The 16299-nt window shown below is 63.3% G+C and carries 15 protein-coding genes; 11 read left to right on the top strand and 4 right to left on the bottom strand.

The features are described 5' to 3' along the window. Nucleotides 1-144: 144 nt before the first annotated feature. Nucleotides 145-546 carry a MerR family transcriptional regulator gene (locus LOY45_RS09310; RefSeq protein ID WP_028944211.1) on the top strand — a complete coding sequence of 134 codons (402 nt, stop codon included), beginning with the start codon at nucleotides 145-147 and terminating at the stop codon, nucleotides 544-546. An 18-nt stretch (nucleotides 547-564) separates the two neighbouring features. Then, nucleotides 565-1464: a hydroxymethylglutaryl-CoA lyase gene (locus tag LOY45_RS09305; protein ID WP_258579007.1), complete on the top strand. Its 900-nt coding sequence runs from the start codon at nucleotides 565-567 to the stop codon at nucleotides 1462-1464. Between the two features lie 537 nt (nucleotides 1465-2001). On the opposite strand, the gene LOY45_RS09300 is transcribed toward LOY45_RS09305, so the two are convergent. After that, nucleotides 2002-2526 (bottom strand): MgtC/SapB family protein, encoded by a 525-nt coding sequence (locus LOY45_RS09300; protein WP_115087809.1) that lies wholly within the window; start codon nucleotides 2524-2526, stop codon nucleotides 2002-2004. Nucleotides 2527-2669: 143 nt separating this feature from the next. Here LOY45_RS09300 and LOY45_RS09295 point away from each other — a divergent pair, with 143 nt between their 5' ends. The 5 genes from LOY45_RS09295 to LOY45_RS09275 all read left to right on the top strand — a co-directional run bounded on the left by LOY45_RS09295 (nucleotide 2670) and on the right by LOY45_RS09275 (nucleotide 10071). After that, a complete protein-coding gene (locus LOY45_RS09295; protein WP_115087810.1) occupies nucleotides 2670-2909 on the top strand; it encodes a DUF3203 family protein in 240 nt (79 codons plus the stop codon). Nucleotides 2910-3030: 121 nt separating this feature from the next. Beyond that, nucleotides 3031-4443, top strand: coding sequence for a cytochrome c oxidase accessory protein CcoG (ccoG, locus tag LOY45_RS09290; RefSeq protein WP_115087811.1), 1413 nt, complete (start codon nucleotides 3031-3033; stop codon nucleotides 4441-4443). Between the two features lie 41 nt (nucleotides 4444-4484). Then, nucleotides 4485-5894, top strand: coding sequence for a GntR family transcriptional regulator MpaR (gene mapR / locus LOY45_RS09285; protein WP_010226541.1), 1410 nt, complete (start codon nucleotides 4485-4487; stop codon nucleotides 5892-5894). A gap of 66 nt (nucleotides 5895-5960) precedes the next feature. Continuing rightward, the gene (locus tag LOY45_RS09280) at nucleotides 5961-7895 is read left to right on the top strand and encodes a PoNe immunity protein domain-containing protein (RefSeq protein WP_258579006.1); all 1935 of its coding nucleotides are present in this window, start codon (nucleotides 5961-5963) and stop codon (nucleotides 7893-7895) included. A gap of 82 nt (nucleotides 7896-7977) precedes the next feature. After that, nucleotides 7978-10071, top strand: a complete 2094-nt coding sequence (locus LOY45_RS09275; RefSeq protein WP_233674772.1) for a hybrid sensor histidine kinase/response regulator — start codon at nucleotides 7978-7980, stop codon at nucleotides 10069-10071. Here LOY45_RS09275 and LOY45_RS09270 read toward each other — a convergent pair whose 3' ends face one another. Together LOY45_RS09270 and LOY45_RS09265 are read right to left on the bottom strand one after the other, a co-directional pair. Continuing rightward, complete coding sequence (locus LOY45_RS09270) at nucleotides 10072-10818, bottom strand: SDR family oxidoreductase (RefSeq protein WP_115087814.1); 747 nt, start codon at nucleotides 10816-10818, stop codon at nucleotides 10072-10074. Nucleotides 10819-10889: 71 nt separating this feature from the next. Then, nucleotides 10890-12065 carry a sterol desaturase family protein gene (locus tag LOY45_RS09265; protein WP_233674773.1) on the bottom strand — a complete coding sequence of 392 codons (1176 nt, stop codon included), beginning with the start codon at nucleotides 12063-12065 and terminating at the stop codon, nucleotides 10890-10892. 156 nt (nucleotides 12066-12221) lie between these two features. Here LOY45_RS09265 and LOY45_RS09260 point away from each other — a divergent pair, with 156 nt between their 5' ends. The 4 genes from LOY45_RS09260 to LOY45_RS09245 are packed head-to-tail and all read left to right on the top strand — an operon-like array spanning nucleotide 12222 to nucleotide 15718. After that, nucleotides 12222-13955, top strand: a complete 1734-nt coding sequence (locus LOY45_RS09260) for a copper resistance system multicopper oxidase (RefSeq protein ID WP_258579005.1) — start codon at nucleotides 12222-12224, stop codon at nucleotides 13953-13955. Next, a complete protein-coding gene (locus LOY45_RS09255; RefSeq protein ID WP_115087816.1) occupies nucleotides 13948-14829 on the top strand; it encodes a copper resistance protein B in 882 nt (293 codons plus the stop codon). The genes LOY45_RS09260 and LOY45_RS09255 overlap by 8 nt, the downstream gene beginning before the upstream one ends. Before the next feature lie 15 nt (nucleotides 14830-14844). Continuing rightward, nucleotides 14845-15273 carry a DUF411 domain-containing protein gene (locus tag LOY45_RS09250; RefSeq protein WP_115087817.1) on the top strand — a complete coding sequence of 143 codons (429 nt, stop codon included), beginning with the start codon at nucleotides 14845-14847 and terminating at the stop codon, nucleotides 15271-15273. A gap of 10 nt (nucleotides 15274-15283) precedes the next feature. Beyond that, nucleotides 15284-15718: a YqaA family protein gene (locus LOY45_RS09245; protein ID WP_258579295.1), complete on the top strand. Its 435-nt coding sequence runs from the start codon at nucleotides 15284-15286 to the stop codon at nucleotides 15716-15718. Here LOY45_RS09245 and LOY45_RS09240 read toward each other — a convergent pair. Then, nucleotides 15715-16299, bottom strand: a complete 585-nt coding sequence (locus LOY45_RS09240; protein WP_258579004.1) for a DinB family protein — start codon at nucleotides 16297-16299, stop codon at nucleotides 15715-15717. The genes LOY45_RS09245 and LOY45_RS09240 overlap by 4 nt on opposite strands.

The following is a 16299-nucleotide window of genomic DNA, read 5'->3' as shown; positions in this document are numbered from 1 at the left end:
CCGCTCTCACTTCTGATTCTATTCCTACCTCAAGACACAAGCCGGCGTTGCCGGCGATGCAGGGCATAGCCCTGCCAATCCTTGCTTGACGTATACGTCAACCTGCAATTAGCTTAGCTCCATGCCCTTTTACCGAGCCAAGCAATGAGCAGCCAGACCTACAGCATCTCCGACCTGTCCCGCGAGCTGGACATCACCACCCGGGCGATCCGCTTCTATGAAGAACAGGGCCTGCTCAGCCCCGAACGCCGTGGCCTGGAGCGGGTCTACTCGGCCCGCGACAAGGTCAGCCTGAAGCTGATCCTGCGCGGCAAGCGCATCGGTTTTTCCCTGGCCGAGTGCCGAGAGCTGATCGAGCTCTACGATCCTACCAGCGGCAACCTCAAGCAACTGCACAGCATGCTGGCCAAGATCGCCGAACGCCGGGCCCAGCTTGAGCAGCAACTGCTGGACATCCAGCAGATGCAACTGGAGCTGGACACCGCCGAAGAGCGCTGCGAACAAGCCCTGGCCGCCACCCTGAACAACCAGAAAAACAGCCATTGAGCCCTGAGGAACCCTGCCATGTCATTGCCTGAAAAAGTCCGCCTGGTCGAAGTCGGCCCGCGCGACGGCCTGCAGAACGAAGCCCAGCCCATCAGCGTGGCCGACAAGGTGCGTCTGGTCGATGACCTGAGTGCGGCAGGCCTGTCCTATATAGAAGTGGGCAGCTTCGTTTCGCCCAAGTGGGTACCGCAGATGGCCGGCTCCGCCGAGGTGTTTGCCAATATCCAGCAACACAGCGGGGTGACCTACGCAGCGCTGGCGCCGAACCTGCGTGGTTTCGAAGATGCGCTGGCGGCCGGGGTCAAGGAGGTCGCGGTGTTTGCCGCCGCGTCCGAGGCGTTCTCCCAGCGCAACATCAACTGCTCGATCAGCGACAGCCTGCAGCGCTTCGTACCGATCATGGAAGCGGCGCGCCAGCACGGGGTGCGGGTACGAGGTTATGTATCGTGTGTATTGGGCTGCCCCTATGAAGGCATGATCAGTGCCGAACAGGTCGCCCCGGTGGCCCGCGAGCTGCACGACATGGGCTGCTATGAAGTGTCGCTGGGCGACACCATCGGCACCGGCACCCCCGGGGCGACCCGGCGCCTGTTCGAAGTGGTCGGCGCCCAGGTGCCACGGGACCAACTGGCCGGTCACTTCCATGACACCTACGGCCAGGCCCTGGCCAACGTCTATGCCAGCCTGCTCGAAGGTATCAGTGTATTCGACAGCTCTGTTGCGGGCCTTGGCGGCTGTCCTTACGCCAAGGGCGCCAGCGGTAACGTTGCCAGCGAAGACGTGCTGTACATGCTCCAGGGCCTGGACATCGACACCGGTATAGACCTGGAGCGCCTGATCGCCGCGGGCTTGCGTATCAGTGAAGTGCTCGGCCGCGCCAGCGGTTCGCGGGTGGCACGCGCCCGTAATGCACGTTGAACACAGGCGGTAACAGCCAGGTCAGGGCCTGGGTGTTACCGCACCCGCACTTTTCAGGGAAATTCCGGGTAACACGGAAACAAATCGACAGAATTTCTCGGTCCAGATTTTCAGCGAAACCTATAAGTCATTGATTTTATTGTGATTTAAAAAGTTGGCACGGCACCTGCTATATCTCAGGTACAAGAACAATAAAAAGTGCGACACACCCAATAAAAATAAGACGAAACGACTCTGACATAACAAGAACAACACGACAGAGGCGCAGCTAACAGATTTTTTTGGAGAGGATGTGCTTTCCAGGGGCTTGCCCCGCAACCGGACACAGAACAATAAAACTACCCCAAGGTAGCGCAGGTCACGGTTGGATCAGCAATGATGAAGGTAGATCAGCGCTCAAAAAAATACGTTTGCTCTTGATCCCGGATGGGGATCGCCAGTGATACAGAGGCAACGGTCGCCAAAAACAACAACAGGCCGCCCTCCAATAACAAAAAAAGAGCACGCAACAATCTTTGAGGGGAGCCTAGGCTCCCCTCAGTGCTTCCCGCCCTCCCCGTTTTCATCCTCATCGTCCCTCTCGAAGCGGTTTACCACCAGCGGCATCACCCCCAATACCAGTAAGGCCAGCAAGGTGCTGATCACGGCCGTTGCTTCACGCCCCATGCCCGCCGCCACGCCGATCGCCGCCGTCATCCACAAGCCCGCCGCCGTGGTCAGGCCTTTGACATGCCCGGCATCCTGGTCGTGGCCCTTGAGAATGGTGCCGGCACCGAGAAAGCCGATCCCGGCGACGATCCCCTGTACCACCCGGCTCAGCGCCGCGTCGTCGGCCCCGGCCATGCGCGGCACCAGCACGAACAGCGCCGCGCCCAGGGCTACCAGCATATGGGTGCGCACCCCGGCGGCCTTGCCCTTGAGCTCACGCTCAAAACCGAGGACGGCACCAAGCAACGCCGCCATGATCAGGCGCACCGTCACCTGGGTAAGCTGCTTGGCATCGGTGATGTCGGCGAACTCCGCCACCAGGGTGATCCAGACTTGATGCCACCAGGCGTCCATGGGCGTTGTCCATGCAGAAGGGATTAATCGGTGGACAACGGCGGTGACGGCAAGTGCGCCGTTGACCGCTGATCGGTTGTTGCCAGTATCCGGGGCAGCGCTGCGGTCTCAAGCAATAGGACACCAGCCATGAGGAAGCGGCCATGCCTATTGAAATAGATGAAACCAATCAGCGCTGCACCCTGATCAGTGACGACATGCATGTCCAGGGTGAAGCCAAGGATGTCGAAGTCATCACTGACGCCGAACTGCGCATGTCTGTCGCAGTGCTCAAAGGCGAGCGCGTGCCAATCACCGAACAGGAGGCCGATGCCCTCACTGTAGCGGGTGCGGTGGATGGTCGCAGGCATCTCAAGGCATCCGAGCCAGGCTCGGTAATCTAAGGCCTACAGGGTTTCGACCAGAAATCTGATACGGTTTTTATCCAGATACCTGAGCCTGTTATGCAAACAGATGGGGCGCCATAGTGCTCTGGCCTGATCGAGGCCTGATGAGCGACGAACCATGAGCGATAGAATCCCCGTCCAGATCGTTGAAATTGCTGAGCCTTCCACCTTCAAGAAGAAGCCTGCCAGCAGCGACAGACAGATCCACACCCGTAGCTTCACCGGCTTGTTTCGTAACCTGCGCCTGGCTGGCGCGGGTTTTCTGTTTTTGCTGTTCTTCGGCACCGTCTGGTTGAACTGGGGCGGTCGTCAGGCCGTGCTTTGGGACCTGGCCGACAGCAAGTTCCACATCTTCGGCGCCACCTTCTGGCCACAGGATTTCATCCTGCTCTCGGCCTTGTTGATCATCTGCGCCTTCGGCCTGTTTGCCATCACGGTGTTCGCCGGCCGGGTGTGGTGTGGCTATACCTGCCCACAGAGCTCCTGGACCTGGATCTTCATGTGGTGCGAAAAAATCACCGAAGGTGAACGCAACCAGCGCATCAAGCTTGATGCCGCGCCATGGAGCCTGAACAAACTGGCCCGGCGCTCGGCCAAGCACACCCTGTGGCTGGGCATCAGCCTGCTGACCGGGCTGACATTCGTCGGCTACTTCACGCCGATCCGCCCGCTGGCCGAAGAACTGTTCACCCTGCAACTGGGCGGAGTCAGCCTGTTCTGGATCTTGTTCTTCACCGGCGCCACCTACATCAACGCCGGCTGGCTGCGTGAAGCGGTGTGCATGCACATGTGCCCGTATGCGCGGTTCCAGAGCGTGATGTTCGACAAGGACACCCTGACCGTCGCCTACGACCCGGCCCGAGGCGAGTCCCGCGGCCCGCGCAAGAAAGAAATCGACCACAAGGCCAAGGGCCTGGGCGACTGCATCGATTGCCACATGTGCGTGCAGGTCTGCCCGACCGGTATCGACATCCGTGACGGCCTGCAGATGGAGTGCATCGGTTGCGCTGCCTGTATCGATGCCTGTGACTCGATCATGGACAAGATGGGCTACGCCCGCGGCCTGGTCGGCTACAAGTCCGAACACACCCTGCAAGGTGGTACCACCAACTGGCTGCGTCCGCGCCTGCTCGGTTACGTCACCGCCCTGGTGGTGATGATCGGCGCCCTGGTCATCGCCCTGCAGCAGCGGCCGATGGTGTCGATGGACGTGATCAAGGACCGCGGCCTGTTCCGTGAGAACAATGCCGGGCAGATCGAGAACATCTACACCCTCAAGGTCATCAACAAGACCCAGCAAGCCCAGCACTACCGCCTGCGCCTGCTCGACGCCGAAGGCTTCGAACTGCACGGCAAGACCGAGTTCAGCCTGGCAGCCGGGGAAATGAGCGACTTGCCGGTGTCGGTGGCGATGTTGGCCGAGCGCCCACAAAGCAGCTCCCAGGACATCAGCTTCGAACTGATCGACACCGACGAACCGGGCATCCGCAGCGTCGCCCACAGCCGTTTTGTCGCGCCTTTGAACCGCTGATCCCATACACTGCCCGAGCATCCGAAACCTTTCGAGCCATGATGAAACGCTACGAGAAATTCGCCGACGACATTGCCGAACTGATTCGCTCCGGGGTCCTCGGCCCCGGCCAGCGCGTGCCGTCGGTGCGATATGCCAGCCAGACCCACGGCGTCAGCCCGTCCACGGTATTCCAGGCCTACTACCTGCTGGAGCGCCGTGGGCTGATCCGTGCCCGGCCACGCTCGGGGTACTTCGTCAACGCCCACGCGCCGCGCCAGTTCAGCGAGCCGCAGATCATCGAGCAGGCCAGCGAGTCCACCGAGGTGGATGTCAGCGAGCTGGTGTTCTCGATTCTCGACTCGATCAAGGACCCGCAAACCGTGGCCTTCGGCTCGGCGTTCCCCAGCCCCAACCTGTTCCCGCTGCCACGCCTGGCCCGCTCCATGGCCAGCGCCAGCCGCGAGATGGACCCGCGCATGGTGGTCACCGACCTGTCGCCGGGCAACCCGCAACTGCGTCGGCAGATTGCCCTGCGCTACATGGTCGGCGGCCTGATGCTGCCCATGGAAGAGCTGCTGATCACCAACGGCGCGCTGGAGGCTCTGAACCTGTGCCTGCAGGCGGTGACCGAGCCCGGTGACCTGGTGGCCATCGAAGCGCCGGCGTTTTATGCCTGCCTGCAGATCCTCGAGCGGCTCAAGCTCAAGGCGGTGGAGATCCCCGTGCACCCGCGCGAAGGCATCGACCTCGGGGTACTGGCCCAGACCCTGGCCAAACACCCGGTCAAGGCCGTGTGGTGCATGACCAACTTCCAGAACCCGGTAGGCGCAAGCATGCCGGAGGAAAAGAAACAGCAGCTTGTGGAGCTCTTGCGCGAGCATCAGGTGCCGTTGATCGAAGACGACGTCTACGCCGAGCTGTACTACGCCCAGCAGGCGCCGAAACCGGCCAAGGCCTTCGACACCGACGGCCTGGTGATGCACTGCGGCTCCTTCGCCAAGAGCCTGGCCCCCGGCTACCGCATCGGTTGGGTCGCGGCCGGGCGCTATGCGCAAAAGATCGAACGGCTGAAGCTGATGACCTCGCTGTGCGCCTCGATGCCGGCCCAGGCGGCGATCGCCGACTACCTGCAGCACGGCGGCTACGACCGCCACCTGCGCAGGCTGCGCTACGCCCTGGAGGAACAACAGGCGGCGATGCTCGCAGCCATTGCCCGGTATTTCCCGCCACAGACCCGGGTCAGCCATCCAGCTGGCGGTTACTTCCTGTGGCTGGAGTTGCCCGAGCAAATGGACTCGCTGAAACTGTTCCAGATGGCCCTGGCCCAGGGCATCAGCATCGCCCCCGGGCCGATTTTTTCGCCGACCCGGCGCTTTCGCAACTGCATCCGCCTGAACTATGGCAGCCCCTGGACCGAGCAATCGGAAAAGGCCATGGAGACCCTGGGCAAAATCGTCCGTTCGTTCTGAGCGGCGGTTGAACTTCGAGTGCGCTTGCTGCACCCTGCGCGCTCGAATTTCCCAGGGATGGATGGCATGCACAAGCGACAGCATTTTCTTTCGCCGCAACGCTACGAGCGTTTCCTCGAACACGACCAAGAAAGCCGTGCATTCCTGCGCAACAACCGCCTGCAGGCCGGCTCCGACGAACAGGAAGCGGTATTCAGCGGCAAAAGGCTCAAGGGCCTGGCGCTGGACAAACTGCTGATCAGCTATACCGCCGGCGTCGACTTCGACGCCCTGCCCGCCTTGCTCGAGGCGCTGATCACAGAGTACGAGCAACTGCAACGCAAGATGGCGGTGTATGCCGAAGAACCGGACGTCGCCCCGCTGAATCTGGACGATGTCGAAGAGCATCACGAATGCATGCAGGTCATCAGCCTGTGCATCCTGCTCGGCCGCCACGACCTGCTCGAACGCTTCGTCGCGCTGATGGACAACGGCGGCTACGCCGAACAAGACACCCTCTATGAAGACCTGCTGAGCCGGGTGCTGCCCGACCGTTACGATGTCGATGAGTGGTACCAGGACTACGCCACGCCGCTGGTGCAAACCATCTACGCCACCAGCCCCGAGCAAGCGGCCAGCCGCCTGCAGGGCTACTGCGAGCAATGGTACGAGCACTTCCTGCACGCCAGCTGGTACGACACCCATGGCGACGATATAAGCGGCTACGTCGGCTACTGGTCGTTCGAGGCGGCAGCCGTGGCCCTGCTTTACGGCATCGATACCCGCGCACTGCTGCACGTGATCTTCCCCCATGACTTGCTCGAACACGCCCGCAAACTGCCGGTTTACCGAGCCATACGCTGGGAGTGCCTGGGCGACGCTGAAGACCAGCACGAGGACGAAGAAGTTATCGACGAAGAGGACGACGAAGACAGCGACGAAGACTTCGCCTACGACATCAAGGCTGCCGGCGTGACCCTGTCCGATGCCATCGACGCCGGCAACATCCCACACCTGGCCCAGGCCCTTAACACCTATGACACGGTCGAGGCGATCCTGGCCCTGGACCTTGCTGGCGACGCTCAGGAGCAGGACGACGCCTATTTTGACCTGGCCCTGGCCCTGCTCGGCTGGGTACCCGGCCCCGGCCACGGGCTCAAGCGCGTGCTGCGCCTGGTCAATCGCGACCCGCAAAAACACGCCGAGCAGCTTTACGATTTGCTGCGCCATGTGCTGCTCAATTGCAAACTGAAGACCAGCCCGGATGCCCTGCTTGAAGAAAGCCTGAACGCCGAGGTGCTGCGTGCAGAGCTTGCGCAGATCATCATGGCGGTACGTGCCAGTGCGGCTTTCCTGGCACTCGATGAGCAACGCCAGGCGCTGGTGCTGAGCGACCTGGAGCAGGCCGGCGAACACCTGGACGATCTGATCGAACGCATCGACGAACGCCTGATGCCGTGGCTTGCGGTGCAACGCAATAGCTCTGCCGAGGCTTCGGGCAGCAGCCTGCGCACCCCGGCGCAAACCAGCAAACCGCAGTCGCGGCGCGTCGACAGCCTGCGCGAGCACGGTACGGTCAGTACCCATCCGGCGGCCACCGATGCCGGCAAACTCAGCCGGGAGCAGATCAACCCGGCGGCCACCAGCAACTGGCTGGAGCTGAGCCTGGACGACGGCAAGCTGGGCGGGGTTCCCGGCGCGGCCTACAAGGTTATCTTCGCCGACGGCAGCATTGCTGAAGGCCATTTGAACAACCTCGGTCATATCCGCCTTGAGGGCGTACCCTTCGGCCCGGCCAAGGTGTATTACGGTGAAGACCCGCGCCCCTACCAACGCCAGCCGATCAAGGCGCTGGACAGCAGCGCAGCGCTGATCGACCGAGACCTGCGCAGCCTGGGTTTCATCCCCTCGAAACTCGACCGGGACGACCTGTATGCCGAAACCACCGGGCGGATTGCACCGTACTGTGAACTGAACGCCCTCTGGTGGGAATGGGCCAGCGCTCGCTACCACGGCCATTGATCCGCCCGACCTGCAGCCGCGCAGTTGTTGAGTGCTGCGCGGGACGCTACATTTGCCACAGTCCCCAGGTCGGAACACGCGCATGTCGTCGAGCGAACTGCAGTCCCTTCGCCAGCAGCTTGAGCAGTTGCAGCAGCAAAACAATCTGCTCAAAGAACAGCTGGCCGAACGCAACGGCGCAGGCCATGAGCCAGACAATCAGGCCCTGGCCGACACCCAGCAGCGTTACCGATTTCTGTTCGAGGCCATGGACGAAGGCTTTTGCATCATCGAATTCTTCGACGGCCCCCACGGCCCGCTCAGCGACTATATCCACATCGAAGCCAACGCCGCCTACGCCAAGCATGCCGGGATCGACAACGTGGTAGGCCAAACCCTGCGGCAGCTGGTCCCCGATGAGGCGGAAGGCTGGATTGCCCGCTACGGTCCGGTGCTGCACAGCGGCAACCCGATCCGCTTTGACCAGGAGCTGGTGGTCACCGGCCGCCACCTGGACATCTGCGCCTTTCGCCTGGAGCCGGCCAGCCGCAAGCAGGTGGCGGTGCTGTTCCAGGATGTGACTGCACGCAAGCGCGCCGAATCCGCCCTCAGGCGTCTCAACCAGGAGCTGGAACAACGGGTTGCCCAGGCAGTGGCAGAACGCAAGATCCTCACCGATGTGGTCGAAGCCACCCTGGCGCAGATCCAGGTGGTGGATCTGGACATGCGCTGGCTGGCAATCAACCGCGCTGCCCGCGACGAGTTCCGGCAGATTTTCGGCCTGACACCGAGTGTCGGCGACAGCTTGCCGAAACTGATGGCCAAGCATCCCGAAGACTGCGCCCGCGGCCTGCTGCTCTGGACACGGGCGCTCAAAGGTGAGGCCTTCGTCGACGTAACCGAGTTTGGCGAGGGTGACCAGCGTCGCCATTACGAACTGCGTTTCAGCCCGCTGCATGATGCCCACGGGCAACTGATCGGTGCCTACCTGTTCGCCTACGACATCAGCGAGCGGATCCGCGAGCAAAAGCGCCTGCGCAACACCGAAGAGGCCCTGCGCCAGGCGCAGAAAATGGAAGCGGTCGGCCAGCTCACCGGCGGCATCGCCCATGACTTCAACAACCTGCTGACCGGCATCAGCGGTTCCCTGGAGCTGTCGCGCAACCTGCTCGGGCGCGGCCGCCACCAGCATATCGACCCCTACCTGCGTACCGCCCAGGACGTGTGCAACCGCGCAGCCTCCCTGGTCCACCGGCTGCTGGCCTTTTCCCGGCGCCAGACCCTTGAACCACGCACCATCGATGTCAACCGCCTGGTCAGCGGCATGACCGAATTGATCCGCCGCAGCGTTGGCCCGCATATCGAGATCGATTTGTTTACCGCCAGCACTACGTGCCGGGCCAGCATCGACTCATCGCAACTGGAAAACGCCCTGCTCAACCTCTGTATCAACGCCCGTGACGCCATGCCGGCCGGCGGCCGGATCACCATCGAAACCCGTCATCTGCAGGCTGACGACCAGGTCGCCGCGCACCTGGACCTGGCCCCCGGTGACTACCTGGCCCTGAGCGTCAGCGATAACGGCAGCGGCATGCCACCGCAGGTGCTGGCGCGCGCCTTCGATCCGTTCTTCACCACCAAGCCGGTGGGCCAGGGTACGGGCCTGGGGCTGTCGATGGTCTATGGTTTCGTCCGCCAGTCCGGTGGCCAGGTGCGGGTGTATTCGGAACCTGGCCAGGGCACCAGTGTGCACCTGTACCTGCCACGCCTGGACAGCGCCAGCCTGCCGGCCAAAGAGTCGCTGCCGGTTGCACGCAAGCAGCGTGACCTGCGCGACATGACGGTGATGCTGGTCGATGATGAAGCAACCATCCGCATGCTGGTCGGCGAGGTACTCAGCGACCTGGGTTACGCCAAGATCGAATTCGGCGACGGCCATAGCGCCCTGCATGCACTGCAAAACGGCGCGACCGTCGACCTGTTGATCAGCGATGTCGGCATGCCCGGCGGCATGAACGGCCAACAACTGGTAGCCGCGGCCCGCCAACTGCGGCCTGGGCTGAAGGTACTGTTCATCACCGGCTATGCCGAGCAGGCGGTGCTCGGCACTGGGGTTTTCGAGCCCACTACCCGGGTGCTGACCAAGCCGTTCAGCCTCGATACCCTGGCCCAGCGCATCGAGGAGATGATGGGCTGATCAGCGCCCGCCGCCGAGGTCGAGGAAGCTGCCGGTCGAATAAGAAGCTTGGTCTGACAGCAGCCAGAGGATCGCCTCGGCCACTTCTTCGGCCCGACCGCCACGGCCCATGGGAATGCCCGGTTCGAGCTTGCTGACCCGGTCCGGGTCGCCGCTGAGCGCGTGGAAGTCGGTGAAGATGTAGCCCGGGCGCACGGCATTGACCCGCACACCTTCGCCGGCCACTTCCTTGGCCAGGCCGAGGGTGAAGGTGTCCAGCGCGCCCTTGGAGGCAGCGTAGTCGACGTATTCGTTGGGCGAGCCCAACCGCGCGGCCACCGACGAGACGTTGACGATGCTCCCACCCTGCCCGCCATGGCGGGTCGACATGCGCTGCAGCGCGTGCTTGGCGCACAACATCGGCCCGACCACGTTGGTCTTCATCAGCTTGAGCAGGCGAAACTCCGACACTTCCTCGACCCGGCTCTGCTGGCCGATGGTACCGGCGTTATTGACCAGCGCGGTGACCGGCCCCAGCTCGGCATCGACGCGCTGGAACAGCTGGATGATCTCGTCCTCGACACTGACGTCGGCCTTGACCGCAATGGCCTCGGCGCCCAGTTCACGGACCTCGGCCAGCACCCGCTGGGCGGCCTCGTCGTCACGCAGGTAGTTGATGCAGATGCGGTAACCGGCGCGTGCGGCCAGGCGCGCGGTGGCGGCGCCAATGCCGCGGCTGGCGCCGGTGATCACGATAACCTTGTCCATGGATACTCCTTGCCCCCAATGGCGTTGACCCCTCAAGGCTAACGCAGTCAGGGGCCGGGCACAAAGCCGCTTCAGGCAGCCGGTGGCGGTACGGGCGCCTTGGGTTCGGCTTTGCGCAGCGGATACAGGTGCTGGCGCACGATACCTTCAGGCAGGTCCTTGCCGAACACGCCATAACGCGCCGGCCATTCCTTGGGCGGCAGCTTGAAGGTGCCGAACAGCATGTCCACCAGCGGCGTGTGGATTGCGTAGTTCTTGTAAATGTAATCCTTGTGCCGGGCGTGATGCCAGTGGTGATAGCGCGGCAGTACCAGCAGGTAGTTGAGCCAGCCGCCGTCGATACGCACGTTGGCATGGGCCAGCACCGCCTGCACGCCCACCAGGATCACATAGGCGTTCATTGCCTGGGGCGAGAAGCCCAGCAGGATCAGCGGTGCCAGCACCCCGGTGCGGGTCAGGAGAATCTCGCAGAAGTGGATACGCGAACCGGCCAGCCAGTCCATGTGCGTGCTCGAGTGATGCACCGCATGAAAACGCCACATCCACGGCACCACGTGATACAGGCGGTGCAGCCAGTACTGGCCGAGGTCGGCAACGAACACCGCGAGCAGAAACTGCACGACGATCGGCAAGCTTTGCACCTTGGCCTGCAAGGTGTCGGAGACCACCCAGCCGGCCAGCCAGCCGGACGAGGCGGTGACGAAGATGAGGATGAACTGCACCAGCATATGGCTGACGAAAAAGTAGCTGAGGTCGGTGCGCCAGTGCGGGCGCAGGATGTTCTGCTGCGGGTCCTTGGCGTAGAGCTTTTCCAGCGGGATGAAGATGATCGCCGACACCAGCAGCGCCAGCACGAACCAGTCCAGGCCCAGCGAGTACGGGGTCTGGCCGATGGTTTCGGTCTGGATGTTGGTGCCCCCCAGAAACATCGCCAGCCCTGCCGCGCTGATGCCGGTAAAGCCCAGGCGCTTGCGCTTGTTGAGGAGGATGTTCAGGGTGCCCAGGGCAAAGGCCAGGATCAGCCCGATCAGCAGCGCGGTGCGGGCAAAGTGCACGCTGTAGACCTTGCGGAACTCGGCAAAGGTCAGCCACTGCGGAAACAGAAAGCACAATACCGCCAGCAGGCTGAGCAGCCCGAGGGCGGCCGAAATGTAACCGCTGATACGCCCCTGGCCAAGTCTGAACGGGTCGTGGCCGTGGCGTTTGAAATAGGCCTTGATTGCCTGCATGAATCGCTGATCCTTCATAGTGGTGGGCTCCGTGCGGCGCGGAGTATACCGACCTGCGGCCACAAGTGAACGCGTGCATGCCTGGGCAGCTGACAAATCTGTAATCCACTGCTCAGTTTGCTGACAGTCAGTGCTGGCTAAGGTCGTGCCATCCCAGCCCCTGGAATGGCACCCATGCTTCGACACCCGACCCGCCGCACCTTCGTCAAGGGCTTTGCCGCCGGCAGCGCCCTGGCCGGTCTCGGCCTCTGGCGCCTGCCAGCGTTTGCCGCACCTGCGGTGTTCAGCAATGAACTGAGCGGCCAGCACTTCGAGCTGTTTATCGGTCAAACGCCGGTGAACATCACTGGCCGCTCGCGCACGGCCCTGACCATCAACAACAGCCTGCCCGGCCCGACCCTGCGCTGGCGTGAAGGCGACACCGTGACATTGCGCGTGCGCAACCGCCTGGGCGAGCCGACCTCGCTGCACTGGCACGGGATCATCCTCCCGGCCAACATGGACGGGGTGCCGGGCCTGAGCTTTGCCGGCATCGAACCCGGTGGCGAGTACCTCTACCGGTTTACCCTGGCGCAGAGCGGCACCTACTGGTACCACAGCCATTCCGGCTTGCAGGAGCAGGCCGGGGTCTACGGGGCGATCGTCATCGAACCCAAAGAGCCCGAAGCCCATCGCTATCAGCGCGACTACGTGCTGTTGCTCAGCGACTGGAGCGACCAGGCCCCCGCCGAGCTGATGGCGACCCTGAAAAAGCAGTCGGACGCCTTCAACTATCACAAGCGCACCGTCGGTGACTTCATCGACGATGTCGCCAGCAACGGCTGGCGGCAAACCGTCGCCGAGCGCAAGGCCTGGGCCGCCATGCGCATGAGCCCCACCGACCTTGCCGACATCAGCGCCGCCACCTACACCTACCTGCTCAACGGCCAGCCACCGGACGGCAACTTCACCTGCCTGTTCCAGCCCGGCGACACCGTGCGCCTGCGCCTGATCAACGGCTCGGCGATGAGCTACTTCGATTTTCGCATTCCGGGCCTGAAGCTCACGGTCATTTCCGCCGATGGCCAACCGGTGCAGCCGGTCGAGGTCGACGAGTTGCGCATCGCCGTGGCCGAAACCTATGACGTACTGGTGCGGGTCGGTGACCTGCCCGCCTACACCCTGTATGCCCAGAGCATGGACCGCAGCGGCTACGCCCGTGGCACCCTGGCGCGCAGCAATGGCCTCAGCGCCGAGGTGCCGGCACCGGACCCGCGGCCGATCCTGAGCATGGCCGACATGGGTCACGCTGGCATGGCTGACATGGGCGGCATGGACCACAGCCAGATGGCCGGCATGGACCACAGCCAGATGGCCGGCATGGACCATTCGATGATGGCCGGCATGCAGCAGCACCCGGCCAGCGAAACCGGCAACCCACTGGTCGACATGCAGACCATGAACCCCAAGCCCAACCTCGCCGACCCGGGCATCGGCCTGCGCAACAACGGCCGCCGGGTGCTGACCTATGCCGACCTCAAAAGCACTTTCGCCGACCCCGATGGCCGCGAGCCGTCACGGGAGATCGAACTGCACCTGACCGGGCACATGGAGCGCTTCGCCTGGTCGTTCAATGGCATCAAGTTCTCCGACGCCGAGCCGCTGCGCCTGACCTACGGCGAGCGCCTGCGCATCACCCTGGTCAACGACACGATGATGGCCCACCCGATCCACCTGCATGGACTGTGGAGCGACCTGGAGGACGAACACGGGCGCTTCCAGGTGCGCAAGCACACCCTCGACATCCCGCCGGGCAGCCGGCGCAGCTACCGGGTCAGCGCGGACGCCCTGGGGCGCTGGGCCTATCACTGCCATCTGCTCTATCACATGGAGATGGGCATGTTCCGCGAGGTACGCGTCGATGAATGAGCTTCTCAATCGCCCACTGCTCGGCAGCCTCGCCCTGCTGGCCTTGCTGGCCAGTGAAGAGGCTCGCGCCGAAGTCATGGATCATGCCGCCATGGGCCACGGTGCCATGAACCATCAAGGTATGAACCATCAAGGCATGAACCACAGCATGGCGCCGGGCACTCCACGCACGCCACTGCGTCCGATCACCGACGCCGAGCGCCAGGCGGCCTTCCCGCCCCTGCCCGGTCATCAGGTCCATGACCGGCAGATGAACTGGGCGGTGATCGTCGAGCAACTGGAATACCAGAACTTCGAGAGCAGCAGCGCCCTGAACTGGAACGCCAATGCCTGGATCGGCGGCGATGTCGATCGCCTGTGGCTGCGCACCGAGGGTGAGCGCGAACAAGGTGTGACTCACAAGGCCGAGCTGCAGGCCCTCTGGGGGCACGCCATCAGCCCCTGGTGGGAACTGGTCGGCGGTCTGCGCCAGGACTTCAAGCCGGCCAGTGGGCAAACCTGGGCCGCCTTCGGTATCCAGGGCACGCCGCTGTATGGCCTGGAGCTGGAAGCCACCGCCTATGTCGGCGAGCGCCAGCAAACCGCGCTGCGCCTGGAGAGCAGTTACGCTATCCTGCTGACCAATCGCTGGATCCTCGAACCGTCGCTCGAGGCCAATTTCTACGGCCGTAACGACGCGACACGGGACCAGGGCAGCGGCCTTGCCGACAGCGAGATCGGCCTGCGCCTGCGCTACGAAATCACCCGCGGCTTTGCCCCTTACCTGGGCATCAGCTTCAACCGGGCCTATGGCAACAACGCCGAACAGATCCGTGATGAGCACGGCGATATCGGCCAGACCCGCCTGGTCGCCGGTGTGCGCCTGCGTTTCTAGAAGTGGAGAAGTACCATGCTGAGCAAGAAAATCGTCGCCTTCGGCCTGCTGGCCCTGAGTACCCTGGCTCAGGCCGGGCAGACCATCGACGTGTACCGCGACCCCAACTGCGGCTGCTGCAAGGAATGGATCAAGCACCTGCAAGACAACGGCTACACGGTCAATGACCATGTCGAGCCGAACATGAGCGCGGTCAAGCAGCGCCTGGGTGTCGCACCGCGTCTGGCCTCGTGCCACACCGGGGTGATCGACGGCAAGTTCGTCGAAGGCCATGTACCGGCTGAGCAGATCAAGCTGCTGGGCAAGCGCCCCGATCTCAAGGGCCTCGCCGTACCGGGCATGCCCATGGGCTCGCCGGGCATGGAAATGGGCGACCACAAGGACGCCTACCAGGTCATCGGCCTGACCCTTGAGGGCAAGGACGAAGTGGTCGCCAACTACTGATCTGACCGTGATGCTCAGCTATTGGGCGCTGTTTCTCAGCGCCTTCGGCGCAGCCACCTTGCTGCCGCTGCAATCGGAAGCCGTGCTGGTCGGCCTGCTGCTGCGCGAACCTGAAGCCATGGTCAGCCTGTTGCTGATCGCCACCGCCGGCAACGTGCTCGGTTCGATCGTCAACTGGCTGCTGGGCCGCGGCATCGAGCACCTTCGCGGCAAACGCTGGTTCCCGTTCAAGCCCGAGCAGCTGGAAAAAGCCCAGCAACGTTATCAGCGCTATGGCCAGTGGTCGCTGCTGCTGAGCTGGATGCCGGTGATCGGCGACCCGCTGACGCTGATTGCCGGGATCATGCGCGAGCCGTTCTGGCGCTTTTTAGTGCTGGTCACTGTCGCCAAAGCCGGCCGTTACCTGGTGCTGGCGCTGCTGACGCTCGGCTGGATGCAGCACTAGCGCCCCCAGATCTGCGCCTCGGTCCAGCCCAGCTCGGCAAAGTCCTGGGCGCGCAGGTGCGCTTCATCCTCACAGAAGAACTCATCCAGCTGCGGCGGGCGCACCGAGGTGTCACTGAGCATCGCGTGCACCTGGCCGCGGTGGTGGATCTGGTGCTCGAACAGGTGCGACAGCAGGCGCAGGCGTTGCTCGCGCTGCACCCAGTCGGGGCGCACGATATTCACGTAACGGTGCAACTGGTCGTCACGCAGCTGGCTGCAGTAGGTGATCAGCCGGTGGTCGGCCTGGACCTGTTCGGCGTGCAGTTCCAGACAGGTGGCATAAGGCTCATCGGGCTCGAAGAAGCGCTGGCTGTCCGGGTCGGGCGCTTCGCCGCGCTGCTCGCACTCGAGGGCCTGCAGGTAGAACCAGTCGACGGTGAGGATGTGGTTGAGGGTGGCCTTGATCGACGGGAAGAAACTCGCCCGTGGGGCGACGAACTCGTCCTGGCTCAGTTGCCTGCAGGCCTTGTACACCCTGTGGTTGGCCCAGCCATTCTGGTAGGCCATGGTCAGCAGGTAGTGCGAGAGAGGCTCGGCCAT

This window comes from Pseudomonas wadenswilerensis, from assembly GCF_024749185.1.
In the GTDB taxonomy this organism is placed as follows: domain Bacteria; phylum Pseudomonadota; class Gammaproteobacteria; order Pseudomonadales; family Pseudomonadaceae; genus Aquipseudomonas; species Aquipseudomonas wadenswilerensis.
Note: the sequence above shows the minus strand (reverse complement) of the source record. Positions and strands in the feature narration are given on the sequence as shown.

Excerpts from the sequence above, each read along its gene's own strand:
- LOY45_RS09255 (WP_115087816.1), top strand. The coding sequence starts at position 13,948 with ATGAATGAGCTTCTCAATCGCCCACTGCTCGGCAGCCTCGCCCTGCTG.
- mapR (WP_010226541.1), top strand. The coding sequence starts at position 4,485 with ATGAAACGCTACGAGAAATTCGCCGACGACATTGCCGAACTGATTCGC.
- LOY45_RS09265 (WP_233674773.1), bottom strand. The coding sequence starts at position 12,065 with ATGAAGGATCAGCGATTCATGCAGGCAATCAAGGCCTATTTCAAACGC.
- LOY45_RS09305 (WP_258579007.1), top strand. The coding sequence starts at position 565 with ATGTCATTGCCTGAAAAAGTCCGCCTGGTCGAAGTCGGCCCGCGCGAC.
- LOY45_RS09300 (WP_115087809.1), bottom strand. The coding sequence starts at position 2,526 with ATGGACGCCTGGTGGCATCAAGTCTGGATCACCCTGGTGGCGGAGTTC.
- LOY45_RS09250 (WP_115087817.1), top strand. The coding sequence starts at position 14,845 with ATGCTGAGCAAGAAAATCGTCGCCTTCGGCCTGCTGGCCCTGAGTACC.
- ccoG (WP_115087811.1), top strand. The coding sequence starts at position 3,031 with ATGAGCGATAGAATCCCCGTCCAGATCGTTGAAATTGCTGAGCCTTCC.
- LOY45_RS09270 (WP_115087814.1), bottom strand. The coding sequence starts at position 10,818 with ATGGACAAGGTTATCGTGATCACCGGCGCCAGCCGCGGCATTGGCGCC.
- LOY45_RS09260 (WP_258579005.1), top strand. The coding sequence starts at position 12,222 with ATGCTTCGACACCCGACCCGCCGCACCTTCGTCAAGGGCTTTGCCGCC.
- LOY45_RS09240 (WP_258579004.1), bottom strand. The coding sequence starts at position 16,299 with ATGGCCGAGCCTCTCTCGCACTACCTGCTGACCATGGCCTACCAGAAT.
- LOY45_RS09295 (WP_115087810.1), top strand. The coding sequence starts at position 2,670 with ATGCCTATTGAAATAGATGAAACCAATCAGCGCTGCACCCTGATCAGT.
- LOY45_RS09275 (WP_233674772.1), top strand. The coding sequence starts at position 7,978 with ATGTCGTCGAGCGAACTGCAGTCCCTTCGCCAGCAGCTTGAGCAGTTG.
- LOY45_RS09245 (WP_258579295.1), top strand. The coding sequence starts at position 15,284 with ATGCTCAGCTATTGGGCGCTGTTTCTCAGCGCCTTCGGCGCAGCCACC.
- LOY45_RS09280 (WP_258579006.1), top strand. The coding sequence starts at position 5,961 with ATGCACAAGCGACAGCATTTTCTTTCGCCGCAACGCTACGAGCGTTTC.
- LOY45_RS09310 (WP_028944211.1), top strand. The coding sequence starts at position 145 with ATGAGCAGCCAGACCTACAGCATCTCCGACCTGTCCCGCGAGCTGGAC.